Raw genomic sequence first — 20,512 nt, 5'->3', positions numbered from 1 at the left:
GCAGGACGGGCGAAGCAGATCAAAGTCGACATTTCTGAACCGGCATTTTCGGAAAAATCTGGCCACCGGTGCCGGCACGGTGCGGTGGTTCAAAGAGCGCAGTGGCCTTCGCGTCCGAGCGCGCTATAGTTGACCGGACGCCGGCTCGGCCTCGACAACGAACCCCAACCACGACAACCAAGGAGGAATTCATGGACCGCACCGCAAACGCCGTCTGGAAAGGCAATCTGAAAGAGGGCACGGGCACGCTCGACACCCAGAGCGGAACCTTGAAGGGCACGCCCTATTCGTTCAAGGCGCGCTTCGAGGACGAGAGCGGCAAATCCGGCACCAACCCGGAAGAACTGATCGCCGCGGCGCATGCGGGCTGCTTTGCCATGCAGTTCTCGCATTTCCTGGCCGAGAACGGCACGCCTGCCACCGAACTCGACGCCAAGGCCGTGGTGACGCTGGTTCCAGGCACCGGGATCACCGGCAGCGCACTCACCGTGGTCGGCAAGGTGCCCGGCATCGATGCGGCGAAATTCACGGAGCTGGCCGAGAAGGCCAAGGCCGGATGCCCGGTCTCGAAGGCGCTCGGCGCCATAAACGTATCGCTTGATGCCCGGCTCGGCTGAAAGCGCTGCATCCGTGTAAGACCCGGCGCGAGCGCCCAGGCGCGCGCCGGCCTATGCTCCCAGCGCGTCCAGGCGAGCGCGCAGTGCGGCGACTTCCTGCTCCAATGCCTCCAACCGCGCCTCCAGGTCGGAAGCAGGCAGGGCCGATGCACTGCGCTGCACCGAAAGGGCGGCAACGTCCACCGGGCCGCTGAGGAGATGAACGTAGCGGTCCTCGCGCTGGCCTGGTCCGCGCGGGATTTCCTGGATGAGTGGCGGCCGACGGCCGATCAGCATGTCGAGTTCGGCGCGCAGATCTTCGATCGACGGGAACCGCGCCATGCGCTCGCCCCGCGCCAGCAGTTCATGGGCCGTCTGCGGCCCGCGCAGCAACAGCAGGCCGATCAAAGCGGTCTGCGGCGTGGTCAGCGAGAAGCGCTGCGCCATCTGGTGCTCATAGCGTTCGACACGCGAACCGAACATCTGCCGCACCAGCCCCTTTTGTTCGAGCAGCTTCAGCCCCCGGTGCACCTCGGTCTGCTCCAGCGCCATCACCGGCTCGCGCGCCGTCTTCTGGTTGGCGGCGGCCAGTGCCGCGTTGAGCGTCAGCGGATAGACATCCGGCGTCAGCTCCTTCTTCTCGATCAGGCAGCCGAGAATGCGGGCTTCGATGGGAGAGAGGATGGGAAGGTCATCGCTCATTGGACTAAAATCCTTTCTGAGGCCGGCGGGACAGCGCCCCCCTCTGTCCTGCCGGACATCTCCCCCACGTGGGGAGAGATCGGCAGCTTCGCCGAGCGCGCGTCGTCCTTCAACCCTAAGAGATTGGCGAAAGCCGCAATGACAGCCAATCTCCCCACCCGTGGGGGAGATGTCCGGCAGGACAGAGGGGGGCGCTACGGATCGCTACATCAGAGGTTTGCAGCAAATCCGCTCCGCCTAAACCCTTCTCTCCACCATCATCTTCTTGATCTCGGCGATCGCCTTGGCCGGGTTGAGGCCTTTCGGGCAGGTCTGCGCGCAGTTCATGATGGTGTGGCAGCGATAGAGCCGGAACGGGTCTTCGAGGTTGTCGAGCCGCTCACCGGTGGCCTCGTCGCGGCTATCGATCAGCCAGCGATAGGCCTGCAAGAGCGTTGCCGGGCCGAGATAGCGGTCGCCGTTCCACCAGTAGCTCGGGCACGAGGTCGAGCAGCAGGCGCACAATATGCATTCGTAGAGCCCGTCGAGTTTCTCGCGGTCCTCATGGCTCTGCAGCCACTCCTTGGCCGGCTCCGGCGACACCGTCTTCAGCCAAGGCTGGATCGAGGCATGCTGGGCATAGAAATTGGTGAGGTCGGGCACAAGATCCTTGACCACCTGCATATGCGGCAGCGGGTAGACTTTTACCGCGCCGGAAATGTCGTCGCAGCCCTTGGTGCAGGCGAGCGTGTTGGAACCGTCGATGTTCATGGCGCAGGAGCCGCAAATGCCTTCGCGGCAGGAACGCCGCAAGGTCAGCGTCGGGTCGATCCTGTTCTTGATCCACAGCAGCGCGTCGAGCACCATCGGCCCGCAATCGTCCATGTCGACGAAATAGGTGTCGATGCGCGGGTTCTCGTCATCGTCCGGCGACCAGCGGTAGATGCGGTATTCCCGCAGATTGGTGGCGCCCTCCGGCTTCGGCCAGGTCTTGCCCTGCTGGATCTTCGAGTTCTTGGGGAGCGTGAGTTCAACCATGTTCGATCCTCAATACACCCGGGCCTTGGGCGCGATCTTGGCGAGGCTGATGCCGCCGTCCTTTTCAGCCAGCTGCGGCTCGGTGTGCACCGGCCGGTAGGAGAGCGTCACCTTGCCGTCTTCGCTGAGCCTGGCCAGCGTGTGCTTGCGCCAGACAGCGTCGTCGCGCGCCGAAAAGTCCTCGCGTGCGTGTGCGCCGCGGCTCTCCTTGCGCGCCTCGGCGCTGTAGACCGTGGTGATGGCATTGGCCATCAGGTTTTCCAGCTCCAGCGTCTCGACCAGATCGGAGTTCCAGATCATCGAGCGGTCGGACACTTTGATGTCCTTCAACTCGCCCCAGATCTGCGAAACGCGCTTGCAGCCGCTTTCGAGGGACTCCTGCGTGCGGAATACGGCCGCGTCTTCCTGCATCGCCTTCTGCATCTTTTCACGCAAGCTGGCCGTCGGCGTCGAGCCATTGGCGTGGCGCAGCCGGTCGAAGCGGTCCATGATCTTTTCGACCGAGGCTTCGTTGGGCGAAGGGATCGCCGACTTGCGGTCGATGACCTGGCCGGCGCGGATCGCGGCCGCGCGGCCGAACACCACAAGATCGATCAGCGAATTCGAACCGAGCCGATTGGCACCATGCACTGAGGCGCAGCCGGCTTCGCCGACAGCCATCAATCCGGGCGACACCTGGTCTGGATTGAGCGCCGTCGGATTGAGCACCTCGCCCCAGTAATTGGTCGGCACGCCGCCCATATTGTAGTGGACCGTGGGCAGCACCGGAATCGGCTCCTTGGTGAGGTCGACACCGGCAAAGATCTTGGCCGATTCCGAAATGCCCGGCAGCCGCTCATGCAGGACGGCGGGATCGAGATGGTCGAGATGCAGGAAGATGTGGTCCTTGTTCTTGCCGACGCCGCGACCTTCACGGATTTCCAGCGTCATGCAGCGCGAGACGACGTCGCGCGAGGCAAGGTCCTTGGCGGACGGCGCATAGCGCTCCATGAAGCGCTCACCCTCGGAATTGACGAGATAGCCACCCTCGCCGCGCGCACCCTCGGTGATCAGGCAGCCGGCGCCATAGATGCCGGTCGGGTGGAATTGCACGAACTCCATGTCCTGCAGCGGAAAGCCGGCACGCGCGGCCATGCCGCCGCCGTCGCCGGTGCAGGTGTGCGCCGAGGTGGCCGAAAAATAGGTGCGTCCATAGCCGCCGGTCGCCAGCACCACCATCTTGGCCGAGAAGCGGTGGATGGTGCCGTCATCCAGGTTCCAGGCAAGAACGCCGGTGCAGGTGCCGTCCGGCTCCATGATCAGGTCGAGCGCGAAATACTCGATGAAGAACTGCGCGTTGTTCTTCAGCGACTGGCCGTAAAGCGTGTGCAGGATGGCATGGCCGGTGCGGTCGGCGGCGGCACAGGTGCGCTGCACCGGCGGGCCTTCGCCATAGTTCATCATGTGGCCGCCGAACGGCCGCTGGTAGATCTTGCCCTCTTCGGTGCGCGAAAACGGCACGCCGTAATGTTCGAGCTCGTAGACCGCGGCCGGCGCTTCGCGCACCAGATATTCCATGGCGTCGACATCGCCCAGCCAGTCCGAGCCCTTGACGGTGTCGTACATGTGCCACTGCCAGGAATCGGGACCCATGTTGGACAGCGAGGCGGCAATGCCGCCTTGCGCCGCCACCGTGTGCGAGCGGGTCGGGAACACCTTGCTGATGCAGGCGGTGCGCAGGCCCTGTTCGGCCATGCCGAGCGTGGCGCGCAGGCCGGCGCCGCCGGCGCCGACGACCACCACGTCGAACTTGTGGTCGACAAAGGTATAGCCTGCCGTGTTGGCTTGTTTCGCGTCCTTGGCCAACTCAGCCTCCGAATGCCAGCTTGAGCAGGGCGAAGATCGAGGCGACGCCGACCGCTATGGTGAAAAATGTATTGAGCGCGATCAGCGCCAGCTTCATGCCTTCGCCATGCACGTAATCCTCGATGATCACCTGCATGCCGAGCCGCATATGGGTAAGCCCGGAAATAAGCACCAGGGCCATCACCAGCGCGACGAACGGGTTGGCAAGAGCTGCCCGCACATGTGCGTAGTCGGCGCCGTTGAGCGCGATCAGGAAGCCGACGAAGAACAGGATCAGCGGGATGTTGGCGATCGCGGTCAGGCGCTGGCGCCAGAAATGCCCGGTGCCCTCGCGGGCGGAGCCGAGGCCGCGGACCTTCGCCAGCGGCGTGCGCATGTCGGTGTTTTTGCCGCTCATGGTCAGGCTCCCCGCGCCATATAGCCGGCGATCCAGATCAGCAGCGTGAGCAGGATCGAGCCGGCCAGCGTCGCCCAGGCGATCTTCGAGGCGGTATGCTTCTCGAGGCCGGCGCCGGTGTCCCAGACCAGATGGCGCACGCCACCCAGCATATGGTGCATCAGCGCCCAGGTGTAGCCGAACAGGATGAGCCGGCCGAGCCAGGTGCCGAAGGCCCAATTGGCCCAATCGAAGGTCGCCTGCGAGCTTGCCGCCGCCATCAGCCACAGGGCGACCAGCAGCGTGCCGAAATACAGCGCGCCACCGGTGATGCGGTGAATGATCGACATCGTCATGGTGATCGGCGGCCGGTACACGGTGAGGTGCGGCGAAATCGGCCGTTCACGTCTGGCAAATTCGCGGGTGGCTGGTGATTTGCTCATGGCTCCCCCAGTTCGGCGTCTCTCTGGAGCCTCAGGTGGAAATGCGGCATTGCCGCTTCCGGTTGCGACTTCGGACAGCCGGTTTCTAATGCTCTTTTTGCACCGCGTCAAAGCCAGAAAACCGTTTCGAAAACGTAATTTAGTCTGACTAAAAGGCCGGCTTAGGCTTCAATCGATTAGGCCGGGAGGCCCGAAGCCGGCTCGATATCGCTGCAGTGCAACATGTCTGGCCCAAGGGCCCAGCGGTGTTGAGATTAGCGCTAGCGTTTGCAGGTCTGCGGCGTCGACCCCTTCTTCATCACCAGCGCCTCGCGTCCGTCGATCACGATTGCGTCATGCGTGGCCGCCTGGTAGCGGCTGCTCTGGTTGGCGGGCGACGCCGCAAACTCCTCGGTCGCGCCATCGGACCCGACCACACGCAACGACGTGCCTAGATTTTGGATGGAGATCATACCGTTGTTGCCGCATCTGTAAGTGGCCGTGCCTATGCCGGATCGCGGCGCGGTAAGGTCGGTGATGATCTTGGCTGCAGCTGCCGGAGGCGCCGCGGCTGCGACGGACTGCTGAGCCGGCGCAGGTGAGACGACGACGATATTGGCCGCCTTCGGCGCGCCGTCCTGTGGCACACAGCCAGCGACGACCCCGAGCAACGGGAAAACGGACGCCCAAATTGCCCGGCGTAGCGCCATATGCTGTCCTCCCGCGCGGCAAACCAGCCGCGATGCTTTGCCAAGATCAAGGTCATCCCGACGCCGAGACGGACACCAGCCGCGATGGTGCGGCCAAGCATGGCCGAATGATGACCACCAGGTTTTCCATCCAGTCGGATATTAACGGATATTAACCATGTTTACCGAGACATCGCCGCCAAACGCGCCGGCCTCTTAACAAAGGTTAAGAAAACGTTAATTTCTGATTCGAGGAGGCTTTCCCTCAGGACACGGAGGACGCCATGCGTTCGAATTCAGGCAGATCGCGCCTTGCGGCGCTCATCGTAGCGGCATCGGTCGTTGGCCTTGCAGTGCCCGCGCTCGCAGGCGCCCGGCATCAGGATCGCGTCTACGCGGATTCCTTCGGCAATCTCGTTATCGACAGCGCCGCCGGCTACAAGCGCATCATCGTCGGCGAAGGCAAGCTGGCCAAGCAGCTATCCGACTACACCAGCGGCGGCCAGCCCAAGGTGATCTACGAGAACGAAGCCGACGAAATCAGCGGATACAGCGATTGCTACCGGCCGCCGGCGCTGGTGAAGGGCCGCTCCTATATGTACGGTCTCTCCGACGGCGAGATGCCCGAGCTCAGCCCCTGCCGCTAGACACTTTGTTTGGACGCAATTCCCAAGGGAAAGCGCTATGCGCTTTCCCGGGAAAACCGTTTCACACTTTTCCTGAAATTGCTCTGGCTTCCATTCCGGCTGACGACCAGTTGCCGGCAGGTCCGGCGGAGACGCGCACGCAATCGCGCCCGGCATTCTTCGCCTGATAGAGCGCCTGGTCGGCGCGCCGCATCAGATCGGCAAAATCTTCGCTTGGATGAAGTTCGGCGACGCCGAAGCTCGCGGTGCAGCGGTTGTCCGCCGGCAGCCCGTCGATGGGCAGCCCGCCAAAGGCGCTGCGCGTGCCCTCGGCGAACAGCCGCGCCGCGGCAAGGTTGGTTCCCGGCAGGATGATGGCGAACTCCTCGCCGCCAATCCGGCCGGCAACGTGATGCGCGGCTGCAGCTTCGCGCAGGAAGCCTGCAAAAGTCTCGATCACCCGGTCGCCTGACGCATGGCCGAAACTGTCGTTGACGCTCTTGAAATGATCGAGATCGGCGATGACCAGCGCGACCGGCACGCCTTGCCGCATCGCGCCAAGCACCGCCAGCTCGGCATGCCGGGTGAAGCCGCCGCGGTTGAGCAGGCGCGAAAGCGTGTCCGTCTCCGACTTCGACGTCACTTCGGCAAGCACGTCGCGAACCAGGATGGCCAGCATCAGCAGCGCCAGCGCCAGCGCAAAGACAGTGCCGAGCGATTGCGACACCAGCGCGTAGTTGCTTTGCAGGTAGGCCTGCGGATTGGCGCCCCAGCCACCAAGCGCATGCGCGATGAACGGTTTGGAGGCAAACTGCAGACCGCTCGCCGCCAGCACGGCCATCAACATGCGATCGAGACGGGCAAGCATTTGCCTCGATGACCAGACAATGGCCAGCCCGACAAACTGCATGACCGCATAGGGAAGCTGGTAAGCCATGATGCGGATCAGCGACTGGCGGGGCAGATCTTGCACGAAATACACAGCTATGGTGGTGGTCAACAGGAACAACAGCATCGGCTTCCAGGGCAGTGCCACGCCGTATTTGCGGGCAAGCCCGCCATTGAACGCAATGGTGGCGGCAAGGAAAACCGCGAAGGCGGCCACGACCGGGAGCCGCGCGTCGGAGAAAGCGGGAATGGAGAATTCGATGGCCGAATAGGCCATGCCCAGCAGATAGCCAAATGCCAGCCAGCGCGCCGGCGCGCGGCCGACATCATGGAAGGCGACCGCCATGAAGGATGCCGCCAGCAGGCCGGCAACCGACAGATTGATCAACAGGATGAAGTTAGCGCCGCTCATGTTCTCCCGCACCCGCGCCGACAGCTAATCATCGACGGGCGAAGAAGACGTTAACGCTGTCCCGTCCGGGCAGATTCAGCCGGTCTTGAACCGCTCCGGCAGGAACGCCGTTTCCGGCCGCTCATAGGACAGGCGTACACTGTCGCGGCCGTTCTTCTTGGCTTTGTAGAGCGCATCGTCGGCACGGCGCATCAGCGGCTCCAGCGCCTCGCCCCCGCTGCGGGCCGCCACGCCGAAGCTTGCCGTCACCCTCGTTCCCTGGGGAAGTCCGTCGACATGGCCGGCCGAATAGACGGTGCGCACCGCCTCGGCGAACAGCCGGGCCGCGGCAAGATCGCTGAGTGGCAGCAGCACCGCGAATTCCTCGCCGCCGATACGCCCGGCAACACCGCGCGCGCCGGCCGCCGACCGAAGCTTGGCGGCGAAGTCGGCGATCACCCGATCGCCCGCGCCATGTCCATGCACATCGTTGAGCGCCTTGAAGTGATCGAGGTCAGCCAGCACCAGCGCGACCGGGAACCGGGCCGAGGCGCAGTGCTGCAAGAGCAGCATGCCGCGTTCCTCGAAGCCACGCCGGTTGAGCAGGCCCGACAGGGGGTCGGTATAGGTCTCGGTCTTCAATGCCTTCAACACGTCGAGTGCCGCGGCGGAAAACAGGCACAGCGCGATGAGCAGCGAGAGCAGCGCGTGCGACAGCAGCGCCGTCGTCCAGTAGGACGAGCCATAGAACCCGTCATAGCTGGCGAAGGACCCATGCGCGATGACGACGGCAAGGGTGCGCACGAAGAAATTGACGCCCGACAGCAGCGACAGCACGAACAGGATTTTTTCGGTCGGGCCGTTGTTGCGCACCGGGCGCAGTTCGGCAGCAACCAGAAGGCTGATGCCGCCGAATGCGAAATTCATCGCCAGGATGCGCCAGGTGAGATCCGGCGCGACGAACAGGAACCAGCACAACGACGCCAGGCCGCCGCCGGCCAGCAGGGCGATCCCCACATAGGGCACCTTGCGGCCATAGCGGTGGATGACAGCGCTGGCCAGGCAGCACGCGGCGATGGTGAAGCAGATGTTCGACGTAAGCTTGGTCAGCGGCATCCCGATGGGCAAGGTGAAATACTGCAGCAGGAAGCCAGCCGCCGAGAGACTGTAGCTGATCGCCAAAACGGCCAGATAGGGGCGGTGGCGCTGATAGGACCATAGCACAAGGAACGCCGCGCCGAGCGCCAGCGCGATCGTCGGGTTGAGCAGCGCAATGAGCAGACCCGTGTCCAACCGACTGTGACTTCCCCTGGCTTACGTCAGGGAAGAGCTTAGAGGGCAAGCCCAAACAAGCGGTTAAGCGAAAGCGATAAGCAGGACCGCCGTCTCAAAATAATGTCACGGAACCGCAGTCCCCAGTCAGCGTTCCTCCGTTCACAATCTGGAGCGACCCATGGCCGACACAATCACACTGACCGACCACGATGCGATCCGCTCATGGGCTGCCGGGCGCGCCGGCTTTCCCGCAATCGTCGACATATCGCCGGAAGCGGGGACGCAGCCCATGTTGAGGCTGGTCTTCGGCCAGCACGCCTATCAGGATCAGGACCAGCCTGAACGGCCGCTCAATGCGGGAGGCTATGAACTCGTCGAATGGGACGAATGGTTCAAGCTCTTCGAGGAACAACAGCTTGCGCTTGTGGTCGCGGCCGAACAGCCGGGACGCCGCGAGGAGTTCCACGAGCTCGTCCGCCGCGACGGAAAGAGCTGACCCGAGCCGGGCGCGGCTCGGGTTCTGTTCAAATCCGGGTTACTTCCACTCGCGGATGTCGACGAAGTGGCCGGCGATCGCCGCCGCGGCCGCCATCGCCGGCGACACGAGATGGGTGCGGCCCTTGAAGCCTTGCCGGCCCTCGAAATTGCGGTTCGAGGTCGAGGCGCAGCGTTCATGCGGCTTTAGCCGGTCGTCGTTCATGGCAAGGCACATCGAGCAGCCCGGCTCGCGCCAGTCGAAGCCGGCGGCGACAAAGATCTTGTCGAGACCTTCGGCTTCCGCCTGTTCCTTGACCAGGCCGGAGCCGGGCACAATCATCGCATCGACATGCGGGCTGACCGTCTTGCCTTCGACCACCTTGGCGACGGCGCGCAGATCCTCGATGCGGCCGTTGGTGCACGAACCGATGAAGACGCGGTCGAGCGTGATGTCGGTGATCTTGGTGCCCGGCGTCAGACCCATATAGTCGAGCGCGCGCTGCTTGGAGGTGCGCTTGTTTTCATCGGCGATGTCGTCCGGGTTCGGCACGATGCCCTGCACCGACACGACATCCTCGGGCGAGGAGCCCCAGGAGACGATCGGCGGCAGCTTGGCCGCGTCGAGCACGATCACCTTGTCGAAATGCGCGCCTTCGTCGGACTGCAGCGTCTTCCAATATTCGAGTGCCGCATCCCAGGACGCGCCCTTCGGCGCGCGCGGCTTGTCCTTGACATAGGCGAAGGTCGTCTCGTCGGCGGCGATCAGGCCGGCGCGCGCGCCGCCTTCGATCGACATGTTGCAGATCGTCATGCGGCCTTCCATCGACAGCGCACGGATCGCTTCGCCGGCGTATTCGATGACATAGCCGGTGCCGCCGGCGGTGCCGATCTCGCCGATGATGGCGAGGATGATGTCCTTGGCGGTGACGCCCTCCGGCAACTGGCCGTCGACACGCACCAGCATGTTCTTGGCCTTGCGCTGGATCAGCGTCTGCGTCGCCAGCACATGCTCGACCTCGGACGTGCCGATGCCATGCGCCAGCGCGCCGAAAGCGCCATGCGTCGAGGTGTGGCTGTCGCCGCAGACGATGGTCATGCCGGGCAGAGTAAAGCCCTGCTCGGGTCCGATGATGTGGACGATACCCTGGCGGATATCGTTCTCGGAATAATATTCAACGCCGAAATCCCTGGCGTTCTTGGCCAGCGCCTCGACCTGGATGCGGCTTTCCTCGTTCTTGATGCCGAACTTGCGCTCGGGCGAGGTCGAGACATTGTGATCGACCACGGCCAGCGTCTTTTCCGGATGCCGGACTTTACGGCCGGTCATGCGCAGGCCTTCGAAGGCCTGCGGGCTGGTCACTTCATGGACCAGGTGGCGGTCGATGTAGAGCAGGCAGGTGCCGTCGTCCTGGCGATCGACGACATGGTCGTCGAAAATCTTGTCGTAGAGGGTGCGCGGTGCGCTCATGTGCGTAAATCCGTCGATATGAGAATGGGAAAGAGCAGGTACCGGACCTCAGGCCCGGCGAAAGGGACCCGAACAGGTCGGCCTAGGGTAGTCGGCTGGTCAGCGCCCCGGACACGCGCGCGGAAAAACGCGACGGCAGGCGTTTCCTGTCCTGCAGCACGAACCCCTTGTAGGCCGGATCGCCAAAAAGCTCTTCCATGGCGTGGCTCATACCAATGTTTTGGGTTTTCGGCAATTGCGGCGTTCAGCGCCTTTACCTCCTCCCTTGTGGGAGAAGGGAAGTGGGGTCACAACACTTCAAACACAAACGTCTTCACCAACGCGTCCGGCTCGGCGATCGCATAGCAGCGGAACCACGGGCTCTCCTCGACCGCCCGCCATTTCCCAGCTTGCTCCAGCTCATCGAACACCGCCTGGAAGCCGCCGCTCTCAAACACCTGGTCGCGCACGGTGAAGATCGCATGGCCGCCCTGGCGGGTGATGCGCACCAGTTCGTGCAGGCCGGATGCCGGCGCATGGCTGATGGTGAACACGCCGGTCGAGAAGAAGGCGCGGAAGTGGCCGTCAGGCCATGGCAGCGTTTCGCCCAGCATTGCCTGCTTCAGGTCGCTGTAGGCATTGCGGCTGCCGGCGATCTTCAGCATATCGTGCGAGAGGTCGAGCCCCGCAATGTAGCGGTAACCGAGCGCCTTCAGCGAGGGTCCCGACAGGCCAGTGCCGCAGCCGGCATCGAGCAAGGGGCCATCGCCCGCCGGCACATGACGCGCCACCCAGGCGGTGATCAGGAAAGGCAGGAGGTAGCCGAGCGAGGCGGTCTCGCTGTCATAGGTCGCAGCCCACGCGGCATAGGCCTCCTCAAGCGCTTCCGGCGTGTCGGCCGTATAGACGGAATCCAGCGCCGCATTGGCTTTGTCGACGATCATGGGGACCTCCTCAAGGGGAATGCTCGGGGATCGTAGCGCTGCCTTGGCCGAAAAACTATTCCTCGTGCTGGCGGCGCAGCCGCCGCTCCAGCGCCCTGAGCGCCAGCGACAGGCCGACGGTCAGGATGAGATAGATGTAGGCCGTTATCGAATACGTCTCGAAGAAGCGAAAGGAGCCGGCGGCGTAGACCTTGCCCATCTGCGTGATGTCGGCAACGCCGAGCACCGAGACCAGCGAGGAATCCTTGACCAAAGCGACGAAATCATTGCCGAGCGGCGGCAGGATGGTGCGGATTGCCTGTGGGAACACGATCAGCCGGAAACGCTGCGCGCGTGTCAGCCCAAGCGCCTTCGCCGCTTCGATCTGACCCTTCTCCACCGCCTGGATGCCGGCCCGGAAAACCTCCGAGATGAAAGCCGAATAGCCGATGGTCAGCGCCATGATAGCGCGCCAGAGCAGCGACACGTCGCGCACCAAAAGCTCGCCGAACAGGCCGGCACTTTGCAGCGGCGCGGTCAGCGCGTTCCAGGCCGCGACGAAGGCCGGCGCGCCGGCAAAGGCGATCCAGAACAACAGCACCAGGATCGGCACGCCGCGGACGATCTCGACATAGAAGCGCGCGATCTGGCGCAGCCAGCGCGAACCGGACATTCCCATCAGCGCGATGCCAAGACCCATGGCCGAAGCCAGCACGAAGGCGATCACGGTGACGAAGATGGTGACGCCGATGCCCTTGGCGACGGTGGCGAACACCTGGGCATAGAGGTTGCTGGTGGCGACGAAGACGGCCACCGCGATCGCGAGGGCTGCGGCAACGACAAGCCACCAGGGGAAGTCGGCTTTGGACGAAGAGGCGGGAGGCATCAAAAGGATTGCGCCAAGGCGCCCCCCTCTGTCCTGCCGGACATCTCCCCCTCAAGGGGGGAGATTGGCAGCTTCGTCGACGGCACTCTTTTTACAACTTTGGTGATTGGCGAAAGCGGAAAAAACAGCCGATCTCCCCCCTTGAGGGGGAGATGCCCGGCAGGGCAGAGGGGGGCGTTCAAGCGCGAAGTCAGCGGGAAATCACTGCCCCATCTTGTAATCAAGAAACCATTTCTTGTTCAGCGCATCGAACGTCCCGTCCGCCTTCAACGCAGCGATTGCCGCGTTGATCGGCTTCACCAGGTCGGAACCCTTGGGGAAAATGAAACCGAAATCCTCGGTGCCGAGCGGCCCGCCGATCAGTTTCAGTTTGCCCTCGGAGGCGTCGACATAGCCTTTGCCAGCGGTGCCATCGGTCAAAACGACATCGACGTCACCGGACTTCAGTGCCTGCACGGTCGCGCCGAAGGTTTCGAACAGTTTGATGCGCGGGTTCTGCTCATTGCCGTCGAGCACGCTATAGACGGCGGTGTAGAAGGGCGTGGTGCCGGCCTGCGCGCCGATCAGCCCGTCCTTGAAGCCGCCGAAGGTCTTGGCGTCAGTGAAGCGGCTCTCATCGCCGCGCACCAGCATGAACTGTTCCGAGCGCATATAGGGGTCGGAGAAATCGACCTTCTCCTTGCGGTCGTCCTTGATGGTGATGCCCGTCATGCCGATGTTGTACTGGTTGTCGGAAACCGCCTGGATCATCGCGTCCCAGGAGGTGTTCTGGTATTCGACGGCAAAATTCAGCCGCTTGGCGATCTCGTTCATCGCATCATATTCCCAGCCGATCTGTTTGCCGGTCTTGGCATCGATGAACTGCAGCGGCGGATAGGCGTTTTCGGTCACAACCACCACCTTTTTGCCGCCGAGGTCGGGCAGCGCCTGCGCAAAGGCGGCAACGGGCGTCAGGACGAGGGCAAGCAGGCCTGCCAGCAGCAGTTTCGATTTGGTCATGACACACTCCCCGGAAATTGACGGACCCGGACATGGCCGGGCTTGCAGGAAAATACGGCGCCGACTTTAGCTTTCCGCAAGCGTCATGCAAGACGATCCGCTGCGTCAGGATGCGCGAAAGCGGATTCCAGTGCCTTCATTTCCGGGATTCAGGAATGAACGGTGTCGCGGCAGCGATCAGCTCCGCTTCGCGATGCCGGCATCTGCCTTGCGCAAGCCGGAGACGAACCGCGTCAGCGTGCGGTGCAGGGATTTCAACTCGTCGGCATCCAGCGGCAGGTTGCAAAGCATCGCCGCCGGCACGCTTTTAGCCTGCTCACGCAACGCTTGGCCCTTCGCTGTCGGCTCGACCATAACCCGGCGCTCGTCGGCGGGGTCGCGCCGGCGTGTGACCAGTCCGCCAGCCTCCATCCGCTTGAGCAGCGGCGTCAGCGTCGCGGAATCCAGGCCAAGCGCTTCGCCAAGCTCGCCAACCGTGCTTGGAGCCCGTTCCCACAGCGCCAACATGGCCAGATATTGCGGATAGGTCAGGCCGAGCGGATCGAGCAGCGGGCGGTAGAGCTTCGTCATCAGCCCGCTTGCCGAATAGAGCGCGAAGCAGAGCTGTTGGTCGAGTTTCGCCTCCCCGGCGAAATGCGCTGGGGCTTGCTTGGACTTGGTTGTCGTTTCCGCGGTCATGCTGCCTTTGCCGGAAGCGCCTTAGCCGAAAGCGCCACCTCGATGTTGCCCTTGATGGCGTTGGAATAGGGGCAAACCTGGTGCGCCGCCGATACAAGCGCTTCCGCCGCCGCCTGATCAAGACCCTTTGTTTCCGCTGCCAGCGAAACGCCGAGCACAAATCCGCCCTGCGCATTGCTGTGCAGGCTGACATTGGCCGTCACCGAGGCATCCTGCAGCGGCAGTTTCTGCTTGCCGGCGATGAAGCGCATGGCGCTTTCAAAGCAGGCGGCATAGCCGGCGGCAAAAAGCTGTTCGGGATTGGTGGCGCCACCTTTGCCGCCAAGCTCCTTGGGCATGGCAAGATCGAGGTTGAGCAAGCCATCATCGCTCTGGACATGGCCGGCGCGGCCGCCGACGGCGCGGGCTTGGGTAGAATACAATGCAGGCATTTCATTTCTCCATTTAAATCGTGCACGATTGTTTAGTACACGATGTAAATCGAGTCAACCGCCGGACTGTCCCGCCAGCCCCCGGAAACGAAAAAAGGCGGCCGAAGCCGCCTTTTCAAACTTGCTCGATGAAAATTTATTCGGCGGTGGCTGCTTCGGCTGCCTTTGCGGCTTCAGCTGCCTCGGCCGCGGCCTTCTTCTCGGCGGCGTCCTGGGCGGCCTTCTCGACGGCCAGGGCCTCGGCTGCTGCCACCTTCTCGGCCTCGATGCGGGCCTTCTCGGCGTTCAGCGCATCGCGCTCCTCATCGTTCAGCTTGCGGGCGCGCACGCCGGTGTTTTCCGAAATACGGGCCGATTTGCCGCGACGATCGCGCAGGTAGTAGAGCTTGGCGCGACGCACCTTGCCGCGGCGAACGATCTCGACGCCTTCAACCATCGGCGAGTAGACCGGGAACACGCGCTCGACGCCTTCGCCGTAGGAAATCTTGCGAACCGTGAAGTTCTCCTGGAAGCCGGCGCCTGCGCGGGCGATGACGACGCCCTCATAGGCCTGGACGCGGGTGCGGGTGCCTTCGGTCACGCGGACCTGGACGCGCACGGTGTCGCCGGGCTGGAATTCGGGAAGCTTGCGCTTGGCTTCGATCTTGGCGGCCTGTTCGGCTTCGAGCTGACGGAGGATATCCATCTCAAAAGTCCACTTCTTGTTCTTCCGACAGTCAGAGCGTCCGACACTCGCCTTGCAGTTCCATTGACCGCTTGGCTATGCCTTTTGTCTCCAAGACATTTGTCTTTGAAACATCAGACAGGGGCGACTACACCGTCATTGTTGACGGGTCCGGCAGATTCTTTCTGGCCGGTACGGTCGCGCACATACAGCTATTTCGCCGCTTTGTCACGCCTTGGCCGCGCATTTTCTGCTCGCATGGCACCATCGTAATCCTGCCGTGCCGGGTTGCGCCGGTCGTTCAGGCTTTCTAAGCCTGAAATAACACAGTTTTGAGCGGCCGCAATTCATGTCTGTCTTCGATGCCATCCTGCTCTTTCTGGCGGGCCTTCTGTCAGGCGCCGCCAATGCGGTCGCCGGTGGCGGCACCTTCATCACCTTCGGCGCCATGACGTTGGTCGGCCTGCCGCCGATCGTCGCCAACGCCACCTCCTCGGTGACCCAATTTCCAGGCTACATCACTTCGACCCTCGCCTACTCGGCCGATATCAGGCATTTCTGGCGCGGCGCGCTGCTGCTGTGCCTGATCTCGGCCGTGGGCGCTCTGGCCGGCGCGCTGATCCTTTTGGCGCTCGACAATCCGTCGTTTCGCGCTCTGGTGCCGTGGCTGCTCCTGGCCGCGACAGCCCTGTTCGCAGCCGGCCCCTGGCTGAAACCAGTGCCGAAGCCCGGCCATGAAGCGGCGGTGGGCTCACTCGCCGGCTCCCTGGCGCAGTTTCTCACCGCCATCTATGGCGGCTTCTTCGGCGCCGGCATGGGCGTGATGATGCTGGCGACGCTCGGCCTGACGCAAGCCGGCGACTATCACCGGCTGAACGCGTTGAAGAACATGCTGGCCATGGTCATCGCCGCTGTTGCGATCGTCGTCTTCGTCTCGGGCGGCGTCGTCGCCTGGCCGCAGGCGATCATCATGATCCCGGGCGGCGCGCTGGGCGGCTATGCCGGCGTCTGGATCGCCAAGCGCGTGCCGCAAAACGCGGTGCGCGGCTTCGTCGTCGCCGTCGGGCTGTTTTTGGCTTTCTATTACTTTTGGAAAGGGTGAGCGGCGGCGCCCAACAAATCCGGACGCCTCTCCTTGGTCAGCTTCTCTGACTCCGCCCGACGCCATGCGGCGATCTTCTTGTGGTTGCCGGAAACCAGCACCTCGGGTATCTCGCGGCCTTCGAACTCCTGCGGCCTTGTATAGTGCGGATGTTCGAGCAGGCCGTTTTCGAAACTCTCCTCCTCGCCCGACACCGCGTTGCCCATCACGCCGGGCAACAGCCGCACCACCGCATCGAGCAGAACGAGCGCTGCCGGCTCACCACCCGAGAGGATGAAATCACCGATGGAGACTTCCTCCAATCCCCGCGCGTCGATCACCCGCTGGTCGACGCCTTCGAAGCGGCCGCACAGGATGACGGCACCCGGCCCAGCGGCCAGCTCGCGCACACGCGCCTGGGTCAGCGGCTTGCCGCGCGGGCTCATCAGCAGCCGAGGCCGCGCATCGCCTTCCGGCGAAGCGTGGTCGATGGCTTTCGCCAGCACGTCGGCGCGCATCACCATGCCGGCGCCGCCGCCGGCGGGCGTGTCGTCGACGGTGCGATGGCGGTCGGTGGCGAAGTCGCGGATCTGGATCGCCTCCAGCGACCACGTCCCGGCCTCCAGCGCCCGGCCGGCCAACGAGAGGCCGAGCGCGCCGGGAAACATCTCGGGGTAAAGCGTCAGCACCGAAGCGGAAAAACTCACCGGTTGCCCCCGGCATCGCTCGGTCCGCGCGGCCGGCCCTTCGGATCGAAGTCTTCCTCGCGCGGGCCATCGCCATCCTCGTCGTCGACCAGCCCGGCAGCAGCCGGATCGACACGGACAAAACCCTCGGCGATCGACACTTGCGGCACGGCGGCTTGTGTGAACGGGATCAGCACGCCCTTGCGCCCGCCCAGCGTCACGTCGAGAATGTCGCCGCCGCCGAAATTGTGCACCGCGACCACCTTGCCAAGCACGGCAGCCGTGTCGTCGCGGACTTCGAGGCCGACGAGGTCGGCATGGTAGAATTCGTCTTCCTCGCCGTCGTCCGGCAGCATCGAACGGTCGACGAACAGCTCCGTGCCTGCCAGCGCCTCGGCCGCATTGCGGTCGGCAATGCCCTTGAAGCGGACCACGACGACGGTGTTGGCAGGCCTGATGTCGACGATCTGGAAGGCGCGCCCGTCCCTGGCGTAGAGCGGCCCGTAATCGGCCAGCGCCAGCGGCTCACCTGTGAAGGTCTTCACCCGCAATTCGCCTTTGATGCCATGGGCGGCGCCGATCACGGCCATCTGGACAGGGTTCTGGGGCTTGCTCATGGCGCTTTTACCTTCGTCATCCACGGGCGGAGCAGGCGCGAAGCGACTGCGCAGACCCGAGGATCCATTCCGTTACGGCGACCAAAAAGCACGGCAGTTCAGAAAGGGTCACGAGTCTCGTTCCTGCCAACTCTCTATTTGCAAACACTTCGCGTGGTCTCCACCGCAAAGCTATCAGACTTGTAACGCAGCAACGCTCGCAGGTCACGGCATGGATCCTGGGGTCTCCGCGACGTCGCTTCGCTCCTGCTCCGCCCCAGGATGACGAAGGGGGCGGGCATTTCAGCCAATCACCAAGGTAGTCACCTGCCACCAATCGATGGTCTCCTAACCTCAGCCGGCTGTCATTTCAATGACGGCTCTTCACCGCTTCCTAACCCGAATACCCGAAAATGCCGCCATGCAGGAATTCCTGATCCCGGCCAAACCCGATCTCCAGGCGGCGCGCGAAAGCTGGCTGAAAATGCTCGCGCGAGAACGTCGGCTGTCGCCCAAGACCGTGGAAGCCTATGAGCGCGACACGCGCCAGTTCCTGCATTTCCTCACCGGCCATTGCGGCGGCTCGCCCGGCATTTCGGACATCGCCGATCTGCGCCCGGCCGACCTGCGCGGCTTTCTCGCGGCGCGGCGCAATGCCGGTGCCGGTGCCCGCACGCTCGGCCGGGGTCTCGCCGGCATCCGCTCGCTGCTGCGTTTCCTCGAGCGGCGCGGCCTCGCCAATGCGGCCGGGGCGGCAGCACTGCGCGCGCCGCGCCAACCCAAATCGCTGCCCAAGCCGCTGACAGCGAGCGATGCCAAGCATGTTGTTTCCATTGAAGGCCAACTGGCGGAGGAACCCTGGATTGCTGCCCGCAACGCCGCCGTGCTGACACTGCTCTACGGCTCCGGCCTGCGCATTTCCGAGGCGCTTGGCCTCGCCGGCGCCGATCTGGCGTCGGCGGACGACACGGTGCTTCGCGTCACCGGCAAGGGCGGCAAGACGCGCCTGGTGCCGGTGCTGCCGGTGGCGCTCAGGGCGATCGCCGAATATCGCCGGCTCTGCCCCTACCATCTCGACCCCAAGGGCCTGTTGTTTCGCGGCGCCCGCGGCGGTCCGCTCAACCCGACCATTGTCCAGCGCGACATGGCCAAGCTGCGCTCGGCGCTCAACCTGCCCGATACCGCGACGCCGCATGCGCTGCGCCATTCCTTCGCCACGCATCTGCTCGGCCGCGGCGGCGATTTGCGCACCATCCAGGAACTGCTCGGCCACGCCAGCCTGTCGACGACGCAGATCTACACCGGCGTCGACACTGCGAGGCTGCTCGAGATTTACGAGCAGGCCCATCCACGGGCATGAACGCCAGTAGCGTCGCATAGTATCGGTGGCCAAACGTTCACCATTGGCCGAAAGCCTCCCCAACGTCGTCATCCCTGGGCGAAGCAGGAGCGAAGCTCCGTCGCGGAGACCCTGGGATCTATGCCGCGACCTTTGCCATGGAGTGCTGCGGAGCGGAATTCTGCACTGTTGCAGCGTTCCAGAGTCCCGGCATGGATCCTCGGGTCTGCGCCGCGTCGCTACGCTCCTTGCTCCGCCCGTGGATGACGAAGGAATGGGCGTTTCCGCTAATCATTGAGTCATGAGCACCATCGACGTCCGCTGAGGGCGATAGCCGGTCGAAGACAATTTCGCAGTACCAATTAACCGTTTTGCCGCTTTTCGGTTCTAGGAATGGGATCATGAAACGCGTCATCGCCATCGCCGACCGTGCAGCTTCCGTGTCGCTGAAGCTGCTCGTCGCGCTCAACGTTCTGTTCTTCCTGTCGTTCCTCGCCGCGCTGCTGTTTGCGGCCGGCAAGGCGCATGCCGAAATCCCGACCTGCACCGGCGCCGACATGCTGTCGGCCTTGCAGAAGAACGATCCGGCGACCTACCGCAAGATCGAAGCGGAAGCCGCCGCGACGCCGAACGGCAAGGGCCTGTTATGGAAGCTGGAAAAGCCCGGCGAGAAGCCGTCCTTCCTGTTCGGCACCATGCATATGACCGACCCGCGCGTCACCACGCTGCCTCCCGACGCGCAGAAAGCCTATGACGCCGCCGGCACCATCGTCATCGAAACCACCGACGTGCTCGACAAGCAGAAGATGATGGTCGCGATGCTCAAGGAGCCGGACCTGATGATGTTCACTGATTCGACGACGCTGGCGTCGCTGCTGTCGCCCGACGATGCGGCGGCCATGAATGCCGCCCTCGACGCACGCGGCATTCCTCCGGCAACGGTTGCCAAGATGAAGCCGTGGATGCTCTCGGCCATGATGGCACTGCCGGCCTGCGAGCTGGCCCGCCAGTCAGGCGGCGCCCCGGTGCTCGATGTCAGGCTGGCCGAAGGTGCAAAGGCTTCCGGCAAGCCGGTGGAAGGATTGGAGACTGCTGAAAGCCAGTTGCGCGCCATGGCCTCGCTGCCGCTGGCGTTTCACATGAAGGGCCTCGTCGACACGCTGAAGCTCGGCGATAAGATCAACGACATCAACGAAACCATGATCGTGCTCTACCAGCGCGGCGACACCGGAATGTTCTGGCCGCTGTTTCGCGCGGCCATGCCGGAAGGCACGGACGACCCCGCGGGCTATGCGGCATTCGAGGAAACCATGATCACCAGCCGCAACAAGGTGATGGTCGATCATGCCGAACCGATCCTTGCCAGGGGCAACGTCTTCATGGCGGTCGGCGCCCTCCACCTCCCCGGCCCCGAAGGCTTGGTCGAGGATTTTCGCAAGGCCGGTTACACCGTCACGCCTATAGGACTTTAGCTACTT

Annotated in this window: 23 protein-coding genes; 6 read left to right on the top strand and 17 right to left on the bottom strand. The window is 63.7% G+C overall.

Annotation, left to right across the window (positions count from 1 at the left end; genetic code table 11):
* Positions 1–191 precede the first annotated feature (191 nt).
* Positions 192–617 carry an OsmC family protein gene (locus NP945_RS24835; protein WP_127322672.1) on the top strand — a complete coding sequence of 142 codons (426 nt, stop codon included), beginning with the start codon at positions 192–194 and terminating at the stop codon, positions 615–617.
* A 51-nt stretch (positions 618–668) separates the two neighbouring features.
* Here the strand turns inward: NP945_RS24835 and NP945_RS24830 are convergent, their stop codons facing one another.
* From NP945_RS24830 to NP945_RS24805, 6 genes are all read right to left on the bottom strand, one after another.
* On the bottom strand, positions 669–1,298 hold the full coding sequence (locus NP945_RS24830) for a YceH family protein (protein WP_127322671.1): 630 nt from the start codon (positions 1,296–1,298) through the stop codon (positions 669–671).
* Positions 1,299–1,535: 237 nt separating this feature from the next.
* Positions 1,536–2,315 carry a succinate dehydrogenase iron-sulfur subunit gene (locus NP945_RS24825; RefSeq protein WP_256747809.1) on the bottom strand — a complete coding sequence of 260 codons (780 nt, stop codon included), beginning with the start codon at positions 2,313–2,315 and terminating at the stop codon, positions 1,536–1,538.
* Between the two features lie 9 nt (positions 2,316–2,324).
* Positions 2,325–4,160 (bottom strand): succinate dehydrogenase flavoprotein subunit, encoded by a 1,836-nt coding sequence (gene sdhA, locus NP945_RS24820; protein ID WP_127322425.1) that lies wholly within the window; start codon positions 4,158–4,160, stop codon positions 2,325–2,327.
* A 1-nt stretch (position 4,161) separates the two neighbouring features.
* Positions 4,162–4,557 carry a succinate dehydrogenase, hydrophobic membrane anchor protein gene (gene sdhD / locus NP945_RS24815; RefSeq protein WP_127330207.1) on the bottom strand — a complete coding sequence of 132 codons (396 nt, stop codon included), beginning with the start codon at positions 4,555–4,557 and terminating at the stop codon, positions 4,162–4,164.
* 2 nt (positions 4,558–4,559) lie between these two features.
* On the bottom strand, positions 4,560–4,979 hold the full coding sequence (gene sdhC / locus NP945_RS24810; RefSeq protein ID WP_032900823.1) for a succinate dehydrogenase, cytochrome b556 subunit: 420 nt from the start codon (positions 4,977–4,979) through the stop codon (positions 4,560–4,562).
* A 260-nt stretch (positions 4,980–5,239) separates the two neighbouring features.
* Positions 5,240–5,668: a hypothetical protein gene (locus tag NP945_RS24805; RefSeq protein WP_256747808.1), complete on the bottom strand. Its 429-nt coding sequence runs from the start codon at positions 5,666–5,668 to the stop codon at positions 5,240–5,242.
* Positions 5,669–5,931: 263 nt separating this feature from the next.
* Here NP945_RS24805 and NP945_RS24800 point away from each other — a divergent pair, with 263 nt between their 5' ends.
* A complete protein-coding gene (locus NP945_RS24800; RefSeq protein ID WP_256747807.1) occupies positions 5,932–6,294 on the top strand; it encodes a hypothetical protein in 363 nt (120 codons plus the stop codon).
* Between the two features lie 61 nt (positions 6,295–6,355).
* On the opposite strand, the gene NP945_RS24795 is transcribed toward NP945_RS24800, so the two are convergent.
* Together NP945_RS24795 and NP945_RS24790 are read right to left on the bottom strand one after the other, a co-directional pair.
* Positions 6,356–7,573 (bottom strand): diguanylate cyclase, encoded by a 1,218-nt coding sequence (locus NP945_RS24795; protein WP_256747806.1) that lies wholly within the window; start codon positions 7,571–7,573, stop codon positions 6,356–6,358.
* Between the two features lie 75 nt (positions 7,574–7,648).
* Entirely contained in the window at positions 7,649–8,845 is a 1,197-nt protein-coding gene (locus NP945_RS24790) for a diguanylate cyclase (RefSeq protein WP_256747805.1), read from the bottom strand.
* A 160-nt stretch (positions 8,846–9,005) separates the two neighbouring features.
* On the opposite strand from NP945_RS24790, the gene NP945_RS24785 reads away from it, so the two are divergent.
* A complete protein-coding gene (locus NP945_RS24785) occupies positions 9,006–9,323 on the top strand; it encodes a hypothetical protein (RefSeq protein WP_127267369.1) in 318 nt (105 codons plus the stop codon).
* A 39-nt stretch (positions 9,324–9,362) separates the two neighbouring features.
* Here NP945_RS24785 and leuC read toward each other — a convergent pair whose 3' ends face one another.
* The 7 genes from leuC to rplS form a co-directional block, all read right to left on the bottom strand.
* The gene (gene leuC, locus NP945_RS24780) at positions 9,363–10,772 is read right to left on the bottom strand and encodes a 3-isopropylmalate dehydratase large subunit (protein ID WP_127267368.1); all 1,410 of its coding nucleotides are present in this window, start codon (positions 10,770–10,772) and stop codon (positions 9,363–9,365) included.
* A gap of 287 nt (positions 10,773–11,059) precedes the next feature.
* Positions 11,060–11,695 (bottom strand): class I SAM-dependent methyltransferase, encoded by a 636-nt coding sequence (locus tag NP945_RS24775; protein WP_256747804.1) that lies wholly within the window; start codon positions 11,693–11,695, stop codon positions 11,060–11,062.
* A 55-nt stretch (positions 11,696–11,750) separates the two neighbouring features.
* Positions 11,751–12,560 (bottom strand): amino acid ABC transporter permease, encoded by an 810-nt coding sequence (locus NP945_RS24770; protein WP_256747803.1) that lies wholly within the window; start codon positions 12,558–12,560, stop codon positions 11,751–11,753.
* A 201-nt stretch (positions 12,561–12,761) separates the two neighbouring features.
* On the bottom strand, positions 12,762–13,559 hold the full coding sequence (locus NP945_RS24765) for a transporter substrate-binding domain-containing protein (protein ID WP_256747802.1): 798 nt from the start codon (positions 13,557–13,559) through the stop codon (positions 12,762–12,764).
* 177 nt (positions 13,560–13,736) lie between these two features.
* On the bottom strand, positions 13,737–14,237 hold the full coding sequence (locus NP945_RS24760; RefSeq protein WP_256747801.1) for a MarR family winged helix-turn-helix transcriptional regulator: 501 nt from the start codon (positions 14,235–14,237) through the stop codon (positions 13,737–13,739).
* Positions 14,234–14,668, bottom strand: a complete 435-nt coding sequence (locus NP945_RS24755; protein WP_256747800.1) for an organic hydroperoxide resistance protein — start codon at positions 14,666–14,668, stop codon at positions 14,234–14,236. Before NP945_RS24755 ends, NP945_RS24760 begins: the two co-directional genes overlap by 4 nt.
* A 136-nt stretch (positions 14,669–14,804) precedes the next feature.
* Positions 14,805–15,353, bottom strand: a complete 549-nt coding sequence (gene rplS, locus NP945_RS24750) for a 50S ribosomal protein L19 (protein ID WP_023811269.1) — start codon at positions 15,351–15,353, stop codon at positions 14,805–14,807.
* A gap of 328 nt (positions 15,354–15,681) precedes the next feature.
* Between rplS and NP945_RS24745 the strand changes: the two genes are divergently transcribed.
* Complete coding sequence (locus NP945_RS24745) at positions 15,682–16,434, top strand: sulfite exporter TauE/SafE family protein (protein ID WP_256747799.1); 753 nt, start codon at positions 15,682–15,684, stop codon at positions 16,432–16,434.
* Here the strand turns inward: NP945_RS24745 and trmD are convergent.
* Both trmD and rimM read right to left on the bottom strand, forming a co-directional pair.
* Complete coding sequence (gene trmD / locus NP945_RS24740; protein ID WP_256747798.1) at positions 16,416–17,120, bottom strand: tRNA (guanosine(37)-N1)-methyltransferase TrmD; 705 nt, start codon at positions 17,118–17,120, stop codon at positions 16,416–16,418. The genes NP945_RS24745 and trmD overlap by 19 nt on opposite strands.
* A complete protein-coding gene (gene rimM, locus NP945_RS24735; RefSeq protein ID WP_127330189.1) occupies positions 17,117–17,716 on the bottom strand; it encodes a ribosome maturation factor RimM in 600 nt (199 codons plus the stop codon). Before rimM ends, trmD begins: the two co-directional genes overlap by 4 nt.
* Before the next feature lie 400 nt (positions 17,717–18,116).
* Between rimM and NP945_RS24730 the strand changes: the two genes are divergently transcribed.
* A complete protein-coding gene (locus NP945_RS24730) occupies positions 18,117–19,055 on the top strand; it encodes a tyrosine recombinase XerC (protein WP_256747797.1) in 939 nt (312 codons plus the stop codon).
* Positions 19,056–19,435: 380 nt separating this feature from the next.
* Positions 19,436–20,506 carry a TraB/GumN family protein gene (locus NP945_RS24725; RefSeq protein ID WP_256747796.1) on the top strand — a complete coding sequence of 357 codons (1,071 nt, stop codon included), beginning with the start codon at positions 19,436–19,438 and terminating at the stop codon, positions 20,504–20,506.
* The last annotated feature ends 6 nt before the right edge of the window (positions 20,507–20,512 follow it).

Source organism: Mesorhizobium sp. LMG17149 (assembly GCF_024518695.1).
GTDB lineage: Bacteria > Pseudomonadota > Alphaproteobacteria > Rhizobiales > Rhizobiaceae > Mesorhizobium.
Note: the sequence above shows the minus strand (reverse complement) of the source record. Positions and strands in the feature narration are given on the sequence as shown.

What these genes read in the sequence shown, in the direction of transcription:
- NP945_RS24830 (WP_127322671.1), bottom strand. Translation starts at nt 1,298, where the DNA reads ATGAGCGATGACCTTCCCATCCTCTCTCCCATCGAAGCCCGCATTCTC.
- NP945_RS24825 (WP_256747809.1), bottom strand. Translation starts at nt 2,315, where the DNA reads ATGGTTGAACTCACGCTCCCCAAGAACTCGAAGATCCAGCAGGGCAAG.
- sdhC (WP_032900823.1), bottom strand. Translation starts at nt 4,979, where the DNA reads ATGAGCAAATCACCAGCCACCCGCGAATTTGCCAGACGTGAACGGCCG.
- NP945_RS24765 (WP_256747802.1), bottom strand. Translation starts at nt 13,559, where the DNA reads ATGACCAAATCGAAACTGCTGCTGGCAGGCCTGCTTGCCCTCGTCCTG.
- NP945_RS24770 (WP_256747803.1), bottom strand. Translation starts at nt 12,560, where the DNA reads ATGCCTCCCGCCTCTTCGTCCAAAGCCGACTTCCCCTGGTGGCTTGTC.
- NP945_RS24800 (WP_256747807.1), top strand. Translation starts at nt 5,932, where the DNA reads ATGCGTTCGAATTCAGGCAGATCGCGCCTTGCGGCGCTCATCGTAGCG.
- rplS (WP_023811269.1), bottom strand. Translation starts at nt 15,353, where the DNA reads ATGGATATCCTCCGTCAGCTCGAAGCCGAACAGGCCGCCAAGATCGAA.
- NP945_RS24725 (WP_256747796.1), top strand. Translation starts at nt 19,436, where the DNA reads ATGAAACGCGTCATCGCCATCGCCGACCGTGCAGCTTCCGTGTCGCTG.
- NP945_RS24760 (WP_256747801.1), bottom strand. Translation starts at nt 14,237, where the DNA reads ATGACCGCGGAAACGACAACCAAGTCCAAGCAAGCCCCAGCGCATTTC.
- NP945_RS24785 (WP_127267369.1), top strand. Translation starts at nt 9,006, where the DNA reads ATGGCCGACACAATCACACTGACCGACCACGATGCGATCCGCTCATGG.
- NP945_RS24835 (WP_127322672.1), top strand. Translation starts at nt 192, where the DNA reads ATGGACCGCACCGCAAACGCCGTCTGGAAAGGCAATCTGAAAGAGGGC.
- rimM (WP_127330189.1), bottom strand. Translation starts at nt 17,716, where the DNA reads ATGAGCAAGCCCCAGAACCCTGTCCAGATGGCCGTGATCGGCGCCGCC.
- NP945_RS24745 (WP_256747799.1), top strand. Translation starts at nt 15,682, where the DNA reads ATGTCTGTCTTCGATGCCATCCTGCTCTTTCTGGCGGGCCTTCTGTCA.
- NP945_RS24775 (WP_256747804.1), bottom strand. Translation starts at nt 11,695, where the DNA reads ATGATCGTCGACAAAGCCAATGCGGCGCTGGATTCCGTCTATACGGCC.
- NP945_RS24805 (WP_256747808.1), bottom strand. Translation starts at nt 5,668, where the DNA reads ATGGCGCTACGCCGGGCAATTTGGGCGTCCGTTTTCCCGTTGCTCGGG.
- NP945_RS24730 (WP_256747797.1), top strand. Translation starts at nt 18,117, where the DNA reads ATGCAGGAATTCCTGATCCCGGCCAAACCCGATCTCCAGGCGGCGCGC.
- NP945_RS24795 (WP_256747806.1), bottom strand. Translation starts at nt 7,573, where the DNA reads ATGAGCGGCGCTAACTTCATCCTGTTGATCAATCTGTCGGTTGCCGGC.
- sdhD (WP_127330207.1), bottom strand. Translation starts at nt 4,557, where the DNA reads ATGAGCGGCAAAAACACCGACATGCGCACGCCGCTGGCGAAGGTCCGC.
- leuC (WP_127267368.1), bottom strand. Translation starts at nt 10,772, where the DNA reads ATGAGCGCACCGCGCACCCTCTACGACAAGATTTTCGACGACCATGTC.
- NP945_RS24755 (WP_256747800.1), bottom strand. Translation starts at nt 14,668, where the DNA reads ATGCCTGCATTGTATTCTACCCAAGCCCGCGCCGTCGGCGGCCGCGCC.